At 71.1% G+C, this 14,157-nt stretch carries 13 protein-coding genes; 10 read left to right on the forward strand and 3 right to left on the reverse strand.

All coding sequences use genetic code 11. The annotated features are described in order from the left end of the window. Nucleotides 1-53: 53 nt before the first annotated feature. Nucleotides 54-1,583: an MFS transporter gene (locus ACZ7KX_RS11335; protein ID WP_470326241.1), complete on the reverse strand. Its 1,530-nt coding sequence runs from the start codon at nt 1,581-1,583 to the stop codon at nt 54-56. A 139-nt stretch (nt 1,584-1,722) separates the two neighbouring features. Then, nucleotides 1,723-2,100, reverse strand: a complete 378-nt coding sequence (locus ACZ7KX_RS11340; protein ID WP_402802813.1) for a nuclear transport factor 2 family protein — start codon at nt 2,098-2,100, stop codon at nt 1,723-1,725. Nucleotides 2,101-2,374: 274 nt separating this feature from the next. On the opposite strand from ACZ7KX_RS11340, the gene ACZ7KX_RS11345 reads away from it, so the two are divergent. The 5 genes from ACZ7KX_RS11345 (at nt 2,375) to ACZ7KX_RS11365 (ending at nt 10,474) form a co-directional block, all read left to right on the forward strand. Then, entirely contained in the window at nt 2,375-5,203 is a 2,829-nt protein-coding gene (locus ACZ7KX_RS11345; RefSeq protein ID WP_470326242.1) for an ATP-binding protein, read from the forward strand. Between the two features lie 757 nt (nt 5,204-5,960). Next, complete coding sequence (locus tag ACZ7KX_RS11350; protein WP_470326243.1) at nt 5,961-7,040, forward strand: hypothetical protein; 1,080 nt, start codon at nt 5,961-5,963, stop codon at nt 7,038-7,040. 245 nt (nt 7,041-7,285) lie between these two features. Next, nucleotides 7,286-7,846, forward strand: coding sequence for a hypothetical protein (locus ACZ7KX_RS11355; protein ID WP_470326244.1), 561 nt, complete (start codon nt 7,286-7,288; stop codon nt 7,844-7,846). A gap of 76 nt (nt 7,847-7,922) precedes the next feature. After that, a complete protein-coding gene (locus tag ACZ7KX_RS11360) occupies nt 7,923-9,524 on the forward strand; it encodes a helix-turn-helix domain-containing protein (protein ID WP_470326245.1) in 1,602 nt (533 codons plus the stop codon). Continuing rightward, entirely contained in the window at nt 9,494-10,474 is a 981-nt protein-coding gene (locus ACZ7KX_RS11365; protein WP_470326246.1) for an NAD-dependent epimerase/dehydratase family protein, read from the forward strand. Before ACZ7KX_RS11360 ends, ACZ7KX_RS11365 begins: the two co-directional genes overlap by 31 nt. Before the next feature lies 1 nt (nt 10,475). On the opposite strand, the gene ACZ7KX_RS11370 is transcribed toward ACZ7KX_RS11365, so the two are convergent. Next, the gene (locus tag ACZ7KX_RS11370) at nt 10,476-10,898 is read right to left on the reverse strand and encodes a winged helix-turn-helix domain-containing protein (protein WP_470326247.1); all 423 of its coding nucleotides are present in this window, start codon (nt 10,896-10,898) and stop codon (nt 10,476-10,478) included. A gap of 949 nt (nt 10,899-11,847) precedes the next feature. On the opposite strand from ACZ7KX_RS11370, the gene ACZ7KX_RS11375 reads away from it, so the two are divergent. From ACZ7KX_RS11375 to ACZ7KX_RS11395, 5 genes are all read left to right on the forward strand, one after another. Further along, complete coding sequence (locus ACZ7KX_RS11375; RefSeq protein ID WP_470326248.1) at nt 11,848-12,114, forward strand: hypothetical protein; 267 nt, start codon at nt 11,848-11,850, stop codon at nt 12,112-12,114. After that, nucleotides 12,111-12,488, forward strand: a complete 378-nt coding sequence (locus ACZ7KX_RS11380; RefSeq protein ID WP_470326249.1) for a WhiB family transcriptional regulator — start codon at nt 12,111-12,113, stop codon at nt 12,486-12,488. Before ACZ7KX_RS11375 ends, ACZ7KX_RS11380 begins: the two co-directional genes overlap by 4 nt. A gap of 131 nt (nt 12,489-12,619) precedes the next feature. Continuing rightward, entirely contained in the window at nt 12,620-13,522 is a 903-nt protein-coding gene (locus ACZ7KX_RS11385; RefSeq protein ID WP_470326309.1) for a hypothetical protein, read from the forward strand. Further along, a complete protein-coding gene (locus ACZ7KX_RS11390; RefSeq protein WP_470326250.1) occupies nt 13,519-13,893 on the forward strand; it encodes an RRQRL motif-containing zinc-binding protein in 375 nt (124 codons plus the stop codon). Before ACZ7KX_RS11385 ends, ACZ7KX_RS11390 begins: the two co-directional genes overlap by 4 nt. A gap of 79 nt (nt 13,894-13,972) precedes the next feature. Then, the gene (locus ACZ7KX_RS11395; protein ID WP_470326251.1) at nt 13,973-14,140 is read left to right on the forward strand and encodes a hypothetical protein; all 168 of its coding nucleotides are present in this window, start codon (nt 13,973-13,975) and stop codon (nt 14,138-14,140) included. Nucleotides 14,141-14,157 lie beyond the last annotated feature (17 nt).

A 14,157-nucleotide genomic window follows, 5' to 3' on the forward strand; every position in this document is an offset into this window, starting at 1 on the left:
GCGGCTCCTGCGGGGTGGTTCGGTTTCTGCGGAGCTTCCCGTCGCGCCGGGCTTCAGGTCCGGCGGGGCAGCAGCCGGACCAGGCCCACGAGCACCAGCTCCAGCACCGCCAGCACCAGCACGCTGCGGCCGAAGGCCGCGGTCGGGTCGTCGGCACCGTAGTAGACGAGGCCGATCAGCGCGATCCCGAGCGCCCCGCCGACCTGTTGCACGGTGGACACCACCCCGGCGGCGGAGCCGGCCAGCCGCGGCTCGACGCCCTCCAGGACGACGGCGGTGACCGGGGCGATCACCAGACCCATGCCGAGGCCGTCCACGAACAGGCCGGGGGCCAGCCACCAGACGCTGCCGTCCGCGACGTCGTACGCGGCGAGGGCGAGCAGGCCCAGCCCGGCGGCCATCAGCAGCCCGCCGACGGTGATCGTGCGGCGGCCGCCGAGGCGGGCGGTGACCCGGTGGGTGGTGTTGGAGGTGATCAGGTAGCCGAGGCCGATCGCGGTGAAGACCAGCCCGGCGCCGAGCGCGTCCAGGCCGCGGCCGAACTGCAGGTGCAGGGCGAGCACCAGGAAGAAGGAGCCCTGGCCGAGCCAGAAGGCGAGTTGGGCGAGCACACCGGCGCTGAAGGCGCGGCTGTGGAAGAGGCGGGTGTCGACCAGCGGGGTGGTGGTGGCGGTGGTGGCGGCGGTGGTGGCAGTGGTGGAAGTGGTGTCGCGCGGGGTGGCGCGGTGCTGGTGCACGGCGAACGCGGCCAGCAGGACGAGCGAGGCACCGAGGCAGAGCACCGTCCACAGCGGCCAGCCCAGCTGGGGTCCCTGGATGAGCGGGAGCACCAGGGCGGTCATCGCGGTGGAGACCAGCAGCACGCCGACCGGGTCCAGCCCCGGCCGCTGCGGGGCGCGGGACTCCGGCAGGGAGCGGCGGACCATCGCCAGGGCGACCAGGCCGATCGGCAGGTTGATCAGGAAGCAGCTGCGCCAGCCCAGGCCGAAGAGGTCAGCACGGATCAGCAGCCCGCCGATCAGCTGCCCGAACACCGCGCCGACGCCCATCGTCAGCCCGTACCGGGCGAAGGCCCGCGCCTGCGCCGCGCCGCTGAACGCGGTCCGCAGGATCGCCAGCACCTGCGGTCCCATCAACGCCGCCGACAGGCCCTGCACCACCCGGGCACCGACCAGCGCGGCGGCGGTGGGGGCGAAGCCGCAGCCCGCGGAGGCCAGGGTGAAGAGGGCCAGGCCGAGGCCGAACACCCGGCGGCGGCCGTAGCGGTCGCCGAGCCGCCCCGCGGTGACCAGGCCGGCCGCGAGGGCCAGGCTGAATCCGGCCATCACCCACTGGACGGCGGCCGGGCCGGCGCCCAGGTCGGCCTGGAGGGAGGGGAGGGCGACGTTGACGACGAAGACGTCGAGGGCGGTCATGAAGGTGGCGGTCAGGACGACCGGCAGCAGGCCCCTGGGGGGCGTGGCCGCCGTGTTCGGGGCGGGCGGGGCCGTGGCCGGCGGGGCTGCGGTGGTCGGGGCCGTGGCGGTCGGGGCTGTGGCGGGTGGGGCCGTGGCGGGCCGCCGGGCGTCCAGGGCGGTGCTCATCTCGGGCTCTCCTCAAGGGGTCGGTGGGGGCGGCGGGCCGGAGGCCGGTTCGGGACGGCGGTGGGCTCGGGGCAGCGGGCCGGCGAGGGGCGGGCCGAGGGGGAAGGGCCCGCCCCTCGCGCAGGCGGGGGGCAGTCGCTCAGGCGCCCGGCACGCGGTCGAGGAAGCCGTACACCGCGCCGATCCGACCGTCCGGGGTCGCCGTCAGCACGTCGAAGCCGATCACCACCGGCTCCGCGCCGGCCGGACCGAGGTTCCAGGTGAAGCGGGCGATGTCGTGGTGCGCGTCCACCGGGCCGAGGGTGAACTCCAGCCCCGGGAACTGCGCCTGGGCCGCGCCGATCAGCGCGTCGATCGCGTCCCGGCCGGCGACCGCGGCCAGCGGGTCGGTGTAGCGGCCGTCCTCCGCCCACACCTCGTCGATCAGCTTGCGGCGGGCCGCCGGGTCCGTCTCGTTCCACACCGCGAGGTAGCGCTCGGCGAGCTGCTGGAGGGCGGCGGTGGTGATCTCGGTCATCGTCATCTCCTGTGTTCCGGTGGGGTGTTGGCCGGTCGTTCCCGGTGCTCACAAAGGTAGGGAGCGGCGCGCGGCGGCGAATCAGTCACGTATAGGCATGGGGGTACGTAGGTCGGTGGTCGGTGGTCGGTGGTCGGTGGTCGGTGGTCCGTACCGACGTACCGACGTACCGACGTACCGACGTGCCGGGGTGCCCGTGCCGGGGGCGCCGGTTTCCCCGCCCGCCGTGGTTCCGCGCTGGGGTGGCGCGGGCCGGATGGGTAGGGTCGAGGGCATGCTGTACGGGAGGGAACACGAACAGTCCGTCGTGGACGGACTGTTGGACGCGGCACGGGCCGGCCGCAGCGGCGTCCTGCTGCTCCGCGGCGAGGCCGGCATCGGCAAGACTGCGCTGCTGGACGACGCCGTCGCGCGGGCGGGGGAGACGTTCCGGGTGATCCGGGCGGCGGGCGTCGAGTACGAGGCCGAGCTGCCGTACGCCGGGCTGAGCCTGCTGCTCGCGCCCGGCCTCGACCGGCTGGACGCCCTGCCGGGGCCGCAACGGCGGGCCCTGGAAACGGCGTTCGGGCTGGCCGACGGCGGGGTGGGCGAGGCGGGCGGGGCGGCGGAAGCGTCCGGGCAGGCCGTCGACCAGTCGGGCGGCCAGTCGGCCGGACGGCCGACCGACCGGTTGCTGGTCGGGCTCGCCACGCTCGCCCTGCTCGCCGAACTCGCCGTCGATCAGCCGCTGTTGTGTGTCCTGGACGACGTGCAGTGGCTGGACCGGGCCTCGCTGGACGCGCTGCTGCTGGCCGCGCGACGGTTCCAGGCCGAGGGGGTGGCCCTGCTGCTCGCCTCCCGTACCGGCGGTGGAGCCGGTGCCGGGGCCGGCGCCATGGCCGCTGTCGGAGCCGGCCCCGACATCTCGTCGGAGCGCCGGCTCGGCCTCCCCGAGCTGGAGGTGACCGCCCTGGCCGCGGCCGACGCCACCCGGCTGCTGGCCCGGCGGACCGGCCCCGACCTGCCCGCAGCCGCCCGCGAGCGACTGCTCGCCGAGGCCGCCGGCAACCCGCTCGCCCTCACCGAACTCCCCGTCGCCGCAGGCCTGCAGGCGCACACACCGGGCGGCCTGCCGCTCACCAGCAGGCTGCTGATCGCCTTCCACGGGCAGGTCACCGGGCTGCCCGCGGCCACCCAGACGCTGCTCCTGGTCGCCGGTGCCGAGGAGCGTGGTGAACTCGACGTCATCCTGCCCGCCGCGGTCGCGCTCGGCGTCACCGCCGAACACCTCACCCCCGCCGAAGAGGCGGGCCTGGTGACGGTCACGGCCGACCGCCGGATCGCCTTCCGGCACCCGCTGCTACGCTCCGCCATCCTCCAACGTGCGCCGCACCAACAGAAGTTGACCGTGCACCGGGCGCTGGCCGACGCGCTCCCGGACGGCGACCGCCGCACCTGGCACCTCGCCCTCGCCGCCACCGCCCCCGACACCGACCTCGCCGACGCCCTGGAACGCGCCGCCGTCCGCGCCGAGCGCCGCGGCGGCCACGGCGGCGCCGCCGCGTACGAGCGCGCCGCCCGGCTCACCCCGGACCGCGACGGCGCCACCCGGCGCCTCGTCCTGGCCGCCGAAGCAGCCACCGAGGAAGGCGAGTTGGCCCGCGCCGAGGCGCTCGCCGACGAGGCCGCCGGCCGTACCGACAACGTGCTCGCCCACGCCCTGCTCGACCAGGTCCGGGCCACCGCGCACTTCTGGCGCGGCTCCTACCCCACCGCGTACCGGCTGCTGCTCGACGCCGCCGGCACCGACATCGACCCGCAGCACGCCGCCCGGATGCTGTTCCAGGCCTTCCACACCGCCTGGTACGCCGGGGAGGGTCCGGTGACCGCCGTCCTCGACCGCCTCGCCGCCCTCCCCCTGGCCGACGGCGACCCCCTCGCGCCGCTCGCCCGCCACCTGCCCGCCGCCGTCCTCCCCGCCCTCGGCCGGCCCGTCGCACCGCCCCCACCCGCCAGGGAGGCCGCCGAGGCCGCCCGCCGGGCCGGCGCCGAGAGCCCGGTCGACCTCGTCCAGCTGTGCGGCGCCACCCTCATCCTCGGCCGCGACGACGAAACCGCCGAACTCGGCGCCGAACTGATCGCCGAAGCCCGCGCCAAGGGCACCGTCGGCGTGCTGCCCACCCTGCAGTTCTTCCTCGCCGAAGCCGAGCTCTTCCACGGCCGCCACCGCGACGCCGAACTCACCGCCACCGAGGCCCTCGGCCTCGCCCGCGACACCGGCCAGCACCAGTGGGTCAGCCAACTCACCGCGCTGCTCGCCTACCTGGCCGCACTCGACGGCCGCAGCGACCACTGCACCGACCTCGCCGCCACCGCCCTCGCCACCACCGGCCCGCAGAGCGCCGCCCCCGCAGCCGGCCTCCCCTGGGCCCAGTGGGCGCTCGCCCTCCTGGACCTCGGCCAGGGCCGCGCCGGCGACGCCGCCGACCGCCTGCACACCCTCACCACCGGCCCCCACCGGCACCACGTCAGCGCCACCCGGGCCGTCCCCGACCTGGTCGAGGCCGCCGTCCGCCTCGGCACCCCCGACCGCGCCGCCGAACCGTACGAGCGCTACGCCCGCTGGGCCGCCGCCGCCGACCGCCCCTGGGCCGAAGCCCTCCGACTGCGCTGCCAAGCCCTCCTCGGCCCCGACGAACTCGCCGAATCCGCCTACCGCGCCGCCCTCGACCTCCACGAACCCGGCCACCGCCCCTTCGAACAGGCCCGCACCGCCCTCCTCTACGGCGAATGGCTGCGCCGCACCCGCCGCCGCACCGACGCCCGCCCCCACCTGCGCGCCGCCCTCGAAACCTTCGACCGCCTCGCCGCCCACCCCTGGGCCGCCCGCGCCCGCACCGAACTCTCCGCCACCGGCACCCCCGCCCCCACCCCAGCAGGCACCGCCCAGTCCCCCCTCACCCCCCAGGAACTCCAGATCGCCCGCCTCGCCGCCCAGGGCCTCACCAACCGCGACATCGCCGCCCAGCTCTTCCTCAGCCCCCGCACCGTCGCCCACCACCTCTACAAGGCCTACCCGAAGCTCGACATCACCTCCCGCACCGAACTCACCACGGTCCTCTGAGCCCCGGTCCGGGGCCGAACCGGCCCGGCCGACCGCTTCTACGGGTTCCTGCCGATCGGGGCGTCGGCACGCCGGCCGTGGTCGGGGATGGGTGCCGGCCGGAGGGGGCGTCAACCGCGACGGCTTCCCGCGCCCGGAGAGTTCCGGGTCCGACGGGAGCCGTACGGCCGGGCTGCCCGGGAAGGGTGCGATGTGGTGCGGCTTCGAGACCGTCCGCCGCTGCCACGCCCGGAGCCGGACGAGCACGTACGGGAAGAGGTCCCGCCGAGTGATCCGTGCCGCGACGGCCGTGGTCGGGGAACGAGTGCCACCGGACGGGCGGCGCGTGAGCCGCGTCACGGCTCCGTCGTCCATGCAGGGGGCTGAGGCCCAGTCACCCCGGCGGGTACGCAAAACGACAGAGGCCCTGCCGGATTTCTCCGGCAGGGCCTCTGCACTGGGTCGGGGTGGCGGGATTTGAACCCACGGCCTCTTCGTCCCGAATGAGGTCCGGGGTGGCGGCCGACCTGCATGTGTGAATGAATGCCCAGGTCGGAGCGTTGGTGTACGTGGGCTACGCCCTGCTTGGAGGGGCTCCGATCTCAAGATCTTCTCCCGGGCTTCTCCCAGCCCGGGGAGCGGACCGCACTGGGGAGCACGGACGTGCCATCCGGTGCCAGTCGCGGCTTGGCGCTGCCCGCTGTGGCGGATCTGTCGATCAAGCTACCGAGTGTCCGTGCCACCCCCTAGCCTTGGTCCAGTTGAGGACGGAGGCAGCATGTCTGTGGGAGTCAACAGCGGGGTCAACCTGCCGGAGTGCTGGGCAGCGATCTTGGCGGCGGTTAAGGATCGCCGACGCTTCGCTTGGATACTGCTCGCGCAAAACGCCCAGCCAAAGTCCTTTGACGCCTCCGTTCTGGTGGTGGGCTTCGAAAATGACAACTCTCTCGAATCATTCACTAATGCCAACTGCATGGACGTTCTCGACGAGGCAGTTCAGGCTGTAGTGGGCGCTAAGTGTGAGATTGTGGCCGTCGGACCTGATGGGAAAATTCCCCCAGCTCTCCCGCAGGCTATTCCTGTGACGCCAATGCCAATGCCCAAAAAGGCGCCCTCGGATCTAGAGGTGATGCTAGGGCAAACGGCGTTTCTTTTGCATGAACAGGGAAATTCGCGAGTGGCGGCGCTCATGCTTGACGTTGAGCGAATTGAAATTGTGCAAAGAGGGGAGGGCTTTGGGAAATGGCAGGAAGCAAACCTTGTAGTCCCGGCCTTCCTTGTCCAGCTGTTCACTGAAGCTGTACTTGATGATTTGAAGCCAGTCCTTCGTACTGTTGCAGATCGGCGAGGGATCGATATCGGCACGGTTGTGGCTATTCCAGCCCTTCCATCGATCGGGGCTGACTGGCGTGAGCGTCTCCAGAGCCAGCTCGCTGAGGGGGCGGCATCAAACCAGGCCAGGCGGTCTAGGGGTCAGGCTGGCAAGCTGCTGATTATGCGCGACGGGTGCGTATTTGACTCCCTAGAGGAGGTGCGAGTCTACGATGCCCTGAAGCGAGCACAGGCGGCCCTTTCGAGTGACACGACAATCTCGATCTTTCCCCTTCCTGTCGGTAGGGTGGGAGCTGGAAACATGTGGACTCCCGACTTTGTCGTAATTCGCGGTGGGCGTGCGGGGATTATCGAAGTTGACGGGCCGCATCATTCGGGACGGCGGGGGGCGGATGGCACTCGGGATCGCCACTGGCGAAATAGTGGAGTGGTCCACATTGAGCGGATCCTGGTGGAAGAGACCAGTGATGACGCGGAGCTCGACAAGCTGGTGCAGGTATTTCTTAAGCGGCTCCGGGAGCACTAGGAGAGCAGGCCTGCGGCCGGACCGCCCTAGCTAGCTTGCCTGCGCGTGATGGGTTCGCCCAGCCCGGGTCGACAACCAAGCCTCTTGGCGAAGATGGGCGAACGTTGCCGGGCGCAGCTTCAATACGTCCTGGGCCCGGCTTCTCAGGCAGGCCGGACGCCACTTACCAGAAAATCCCTGCAGCGCTAGGCAAGCTGTCGGCATGATGGGAATTCTAGTGTTGCGCCCTAGGGGGAGGTGTGCCCATGAGGATTGACTTCGTCGATGACGCTGGACTGGCTCTAGCTATTGGAAAAGTGGCAATAGAGAGTTCCAAGGTTGACGAACTTATTCGAGAGATGATCACGGATCTCATGGAGGAAGCTGGAGATCTGGCATGGATTCTCTTCGAAGGGCAAACTAGTGAATGGCTGATAGAGACATTCAAGGCAATGCTGGATCACGTAGATAGCCATGACAAGACTTGGAGTGGGGAAACAAAGAGTGAGCTCGTTTCCATGCTGGGAGAGCTCGCGCCACTTCGGCGCATGAGGAACTCGATAATTCATGGAATCTGGCGATATGAAAACTTCTATGACGAATGGCCGGATCGCCCATGGGGGGATGTGGATGATGGCTCGCCTGTTTACTTCTGCTACAAGAGTAGGGCTAGGAGGTTGAGTGAGATTAGAATTCTTTCTGTGCGTGACGTGGAAGTGGTGGCTGAGAAGATTTCGGAGGTCCGGGGGAGGGTCGTTCGGCATTTCCGCTCTATGTGCTACGCGGCTGGTGCTGCAGGCGCTCCTGGTCCCCTTCCTCGTTGGTAGCGAAATTTGGCGAGAGTGGGATTTCTGCAGATCCTGATGATCAATGGACTCGAACTCTCGGAGGGATGGACGCCCCGTGACCACTGCGGCCAATAAACCTGTCGATTGCGCTCGATGTGGCGCCAAGCTAAGCCGTAGTAACACCGACACGGTGTGCAGCCCGTGCCGCCGCGCTATCGGGCCGGCCGCTGCAGTCGCGCAGGCCACCCCGGGGGCCAAGCCGGTCAGCTGGCTCCCCGCCCCCGCCGAGCGCACCGCGCCGCCGGACGGGTCCAACCTCGGAAGCGTCCTGAAGGCCTACCGCGCGCTCCACAAGCTGAAGCAGCAGGACCTTGCCGACCTGCTGGGCTACGACCAGTCGTACGTCTCGCTGTTGGAGCGCGGGAAACGGGTGATCAAGGACATGGACGAACTCCGGCGCCTGGCCCAGGTGCTGGGGTTGCCCGAGGACGAGTTGGGCCTGTTGCCGACCGTCGAGCCGACCGTCGTCTCGGCTTCCAGCGGCGAGACCGCTCCGCAGGACGCGGCCGAGGAACAGCGCCGTTGGCGGATGATCCGCCGGGACCTGAACCGGCACCGGAGCGAACTCACCAGCGCCGCCGCCCGGCTGTACCCGAACGCGGCCCGCGCGGGGAACAGCCCCGTGCTCACGACGGCCGGCTGGATGTGGCCGGAGCCCTTGGACTTCGGCGACATCCACCTCACGTGGTTGGCGCAGACGGTGCCGCCGGAGATCGTCGGCGCCGAGCCGGAGTCCGAGGGCGTTCGGCCCTTGGCCGCGACCGGCGGGCGGTTCGCCCGGTACTCGCAGGCCATCCGCATGGTTGACCGGCCGTCGCTGTTCGTGAACCGTCCGAGCTTTCGGCTGCTCGACGTCGACCAGGTCGGCGGCCGGCCCAAGCTGTCCTTCGGCTACACGACCTACTTCGACATGGCGGACGTCTGCGAGGGAGTGGCTCACGAGCTGGCTGGCGCGTGGCTCGCGACCGGCAGCGACCCCGCGTGGATCGGGAAGCCGAACTGGGACGCGCTCCCGTTCCGCGCGCTGGTCGGCGACCCGTTCGACCTCGGCCGTCGTCCGCTGCTGCCGTCCATCGACACGCTGACCATCCGGCTCGCTGCGGACGGCACGGCGTCGTTTCCGCTGCACCATCGGGCGGCGAGCAACGTGGCGCTGGCCGGCGGGACGTACCACATCATGCCCGCCGGGGTGTTCCAGCCGTCCTCGGTGATGCCGTGGGACCAGTCGAACGACTTCGACCTTTGGCGCAACGTGCTCCGCGAGTACGCGGAGGAGTTCCTGGGCGACCCGGAGGCGGACGGCAGCAGCGGCGAACCCATCGACTATGACGGGGTTGAACCGTTCCGCACGCTCAACGAGGCCCGGCGCGCGGGCAAGGTGCGGCCCTACTGCTTCGGGATCGGCTTGGACCCGCTCACGCTGGCGGGGGAGATCATCAGCGCCGTGGTGATCGACGCCGACGTCTACGACGCGGTGTTCTCCGGCATGGTGGCCCGCAACACCGAGGGCAGCATCATCTCGGGCACGGGGAACGCTGGTGGGATCAACTTCACCGAGGGCAACATTCGCCACCTACTGGAGAATGAACCGCTCGCGTCTGCCGCCGCCGCGTGCCTCGACCTGGCGTGGCAGCATCGCGGACTGATCCTGAACTGAGGAGGAACACCGTGCGCGTACTCGTGACGGGTGCCTTCGGCTTCGTCGGCAACGCGGTTGTCCGACGACTCGCCGAGGCGGGCCACGAGGTGGTTGCCCTGACCCATCGGCTCAAGCGCGCCCCGCGCCCTGAGCTGCCGGTGGCCGAGGTGGTCTACGGTGACATCCGCGACGAGCACGCTGTTGCATGGGCCGTGCGCGGTGTGCATGCCGTATGTCACCTGGCCGCGCTCACACGGGTGCGCGAGTCCTTCGAGATGCCGGACGAGTACCACGACGTCAACGTCAACGGCACTGCGGCCCTGCTGGCGGCGCTGCCCGGCCGAGCTGCCACGGAGCGCCCCGTGGTCGTGCTCGGTTCGACGGCGGCGATCTACGGCGCCCCTGAGCAGCAGCCGATCGGTGAGGACGTCGTGCCTGCTCCGGGCAACCCGTACGGCGCCTCCAAGCTGGCCGCGGACGAGTTGCTCAGGCGCGAGGGTGAGCGCGGCAACGTTCGGGCGGTGAGTCTGCGGTGCTTCAACATCGCAGGCTCGGTGGGCGGGGTGGCGGACGCCGACGAGTCCCGGATCATCCCGAAGGCGCTCGCCGTGGCGGCCGGCCGCTACCCGCACCTGGAGATGAACGGCGACGGGAGTGCCATCCGGGACTTCGTTCACGTGGATGACCTGGCCCGCGCGTACGTGTTGGCGCTGCACGCTGGGGACTTCGCGCACCGGGCGTACAACGTGGGCGCAACGCCGGCGAGCATGCGCGAGATCGTCGACGCTGTGGAGCAGGTGACGGGGCGACCGGTGCCGGTGGTTCACCGCCCGCCACAGCCGGAACCGCCCCGGCTGGTCGCCGACCTCACCCGGATCACGACGGAGTTCGGATGGAAGCCCGAACGGTCTGGACTTCACGACCTGATCCGAGACGGGTGGGCGGCGACCAGCCGCGACGGACTCTGACCTACTCCGCCAAGCGGCTCTTCACGCTGTCGGGAAGCGCGTCAAACGCAGCCTGCCAGCGCTGGAGAGCCGCTTCGGCATCTGCCCCCTCCCCTTCGGTGTGGACCAAGTCGCGGAGGGCCTGCTCGATCGCCTGGCCTGCTTGCAGCACGGGGACAGCCCAATCGGCGGCGCCCCGGGAGTGCCCGGCCAGCCGCGGCGGGAACTGGGCGAACACCCCCTTCCCCTGATGTCCAATCACGTAGCCCTCGGTGCGGAGCAGGGATACGGCGTTCTTCACGACGGTGCTCGACACGCCGGAGCTGTCCATCAACTCCTGCGTCGACGGCAGTGCGGCACCTGCGGCCAGCTTGCCGCTGCGGATTCGTTCCCGCAGGTCATCGGCTAGCTGGAGATAGGCCGGCGCGCCTTGGAACTCGGTCACCAGTGATCCTCCAGTCGACGTCTCGCACTTAGTGCACAGTGTGCCGCAGCGCGCCGAAGGCGAAGCACTTGCCAACTTAGGACACTAGGTGCACCATGTTTGTTGTGAGGGCAACGCCACGGCGTAGGACCTCATATGACAGGCCGTCATTGGTTCGGCGCCATGCGTCGGAGCAGGCTTGTCGCAGCAGGACGGTCCGCAAGCAAGCCGGACCGCCGCAATCTCCATCAGCTCTTGGGGCCCTTCTTTGGGCTGCCCTGAGCTGGACAAATGCGCCCGGAAGTTGGCCCGCCAGGGTCGGCCAGGGAAGCGCAGTTCCTTGAGAACTGAACAGTGATCGTGCGGGACCGACGCGAGGGCAGCGATGCTCTCCCCCTACGCAGTGGCATGCCATCCCTCCGGGGATGTGGGGCCGAACGGGACGCTGACCATGCCGATTCGTACGGCTGGGTGGCGAAACCGGGAGTACAGCGGAGTCCCAACGCACGTGGCGGGATGAGACAGACCGCCCCCGTGGTGACCGGGTGATGTCGCCGGCGGCAGCGAGCCACGCAGCACCCCGTTCCGGGTGCGCCGCCCTGCTGGTGCTGAGCAGAGACGAAGCACCGGACCAGGCCCGAGAGACCTGACGCCCGTAGGACGGGCAACCCCAACCACCAGCCCCGGCAGGGGCTTCGATCTGAGGAGGGCGCGCCCATGGGCATGCCCCAGATCTGTATCCGGCCCCGCCGCTGACAGCGGGCGGGGCTCACCGCTTCCGGTCGCGTTACCAGCGATCACGGTCCCCGGCGCGCGTCGGCCGCCCTCACGGCGGCGGGCCCGCGTCGGGTTCCGCGGCTGCTCGTGAACGACGAGAAGCCCAGCCCGCATGAGTCGGGCCGCCGCGCTCCCGGCCAAGGTAGGCGCGGCGGCCCTGCGGGCTCACCCCCAGATTGGACGAGGTGAACCCATGAAACTGATTGTTGCAGGCCAGCAGGCCGCGACCCCTGAGGAGTTCGCGGAACTGGCCTTCGGGACCGGAGCCGACTTCGGCTTCGGCGTCGACACCGAGCTGTTCGACGGCACCACGGACAGCTCCGACGAGGACCGGCAGGTCCGGCTCGACGTCGCCCGCGCGGTCCTGCGGGACCTGCCCGCGCCGGCGGCCCGGTTCGCGTCGGCCTTGATGCGCACCGCCGAGCGCCGCCGGGTGCTGACCTGGAAGGCGGCGGCATGATGGCACAGCTCCGCACGATCGTCAGCGGTGCGACCCGCACCCCGCACCTGGCCGCGCGTCCGGCAGCGACCGTGCTGGCCGAGTACCGCCCGAACCCGGACAGCGACCTGCGCGGCGCTGCCTGCGCGGGCAGTGACACGAACCTGTTCTTCCCGGACCCCGAGGAGATGGGGCCCGCGGCCGCCGAGTGGGCCGAGCGCCGCGCCAAGATGATCTGCGCCGGCTGCCCGGTGAAGTCTCTGTGCCTCGCCGACGCGTTGGAGCGGCGCGAGCCGCACGGCGTCTTCGGTGGCCTGAACGAGCGCGAGCGCAACCGCGTGATGCGGCGGGCGGCCCGCGACCGGGCCCGGGTGAACGCCGGGGGTGCCGGGTGAACGTTCACCGCACCGGCGGGGGTGTTCACCCGGTGCTCACCGAGGTGCCCAGCCCGGCCCAGATCCGCCGCACGTCGCTCGTGATCAGCGTCGGCACGTGGGTGTTGACGGGGGCGGTGGTCGCGGTGAGCATGTCGACCGCCGCACCGTTCATCGACGCCCATTCGACCGTCGGCACCGGCCCCGTGATGGCCGTCGCCGCCGACGGCTGCTTCATCCTGAGCCTCCAGGCGGACAGCACCCTCTCCCGCTTCGGGGTGAGCGCCGGACGCTGGCCGGCCCTCTTCCGGTGGGTCACCGGGCTGGCCACGGTCTGGCTCAACATCGGTGCCGCCGCGCTGGCGAAAGACCTGGTCGGCGTGGTGATCCACCTGATCCCGCCGCTGTTGCTGCTGCTCGTCGCCGAGGCTGGACCGGCCTACCGCCGGGCTCTGGCCCGTCTTGCCCGTGGCTCTCAGCCGCCGCTGCGGACCCGCCCGGCGACGATCCCGCGTGCCGCCCGGCAGGTGGTGAACGTGCCGTTGTTCACCCTCCCGACCGCGCCGTTCACTCCCGCCCCGCAGGCCGCCCCAGTCCTGCCGTCCAGCCCCGTTGCGGAGGGCCGGGAGGCGCTCCCGGCGGGCGGGGTGAACGCGGTGAACACCGAGCCCGTTCACCCGCCGCTCACCCCCGTTCACCCCGCTCCGACGGACCCCGCCGAACCGACCGTCGCCCCGGCCGCGGACACCGTCGACGACGTGATCGACGGCCCGGTCTACCCGGAAGGACCGCGCCCGGTGAACACCCCGACGCGCGAGGCGTTCACCGCCGAGGACGAGGTGAACGCCTCGGCCGACGAGGTGAACACCGGCCCGCAGGAACCGGCCCGGCTGGACGGCGCAGAGGCCGCCCGCGTGATCGAGGAGTGCTGGCGCGACGGCATCTCGCAGCGCGAAGCCGCCCGTCGCTCCACCCGCTCCCCGGCCTACGTCAGCGTCGTCTACAAGCGGCTCAGCGAGCAGCAGGACGGCGGCACCGAGGCGGTGGCCGCGTGAGCCGCCCCCGCCACTGGGACCCCGACGGCGTCCGCCACGGCGGCACGCCCACCTACCCGTGGCGCATGGCGCCGCGTGGCCTCTTCACCCGCCGGCAGCTCCGCGCCAAGGGCCTGCGCCCCGGCGGTCAGGACGTCGCCGCGCAGATCATGTGGCGCTCCCGCTACGGCGGCACCCGCCCCGCCTACCTCTACCGCCTCGCGCTGGCCAAGCCCGTGCGGCCCATGACCCCCGCGAAGGCCGCCGCCCTCGCCAAGGCCAACGCCGCCCGCCGCACCTGCCCCGCCTGCGGGCAGGACGCCGGCTACGTGCTCCCCGCACGCCTCGACACCTGCCTGAACTGCGCCGACAACGCGTCGGCCGCCGCCTGACCGGAGGAACCGTGTCCGACACCACCACCCCCCGGCCGCCGAGCCCACCCACACCTGGCTGATCACGCTCCAGTACCCGGTGCACAACGGCTACGCCGTCGTCACCCACAACGGCAGCATCACCGCCGCCCCCGGCGGCAACCGCGAGCGCGCCTACCTGGACATCCGGGACTGGCTGACGCAGCAGAGGCCCGAACTCGCGGCCGGCAACGTCCTGTTCTTCTCGCTGGAGCCCTACCGGCTCTGACCGCCTCGGAGGTTCGC

The organism is Kitasatospora sp. NPDC038210 (genome assembly GCF_055600605.1).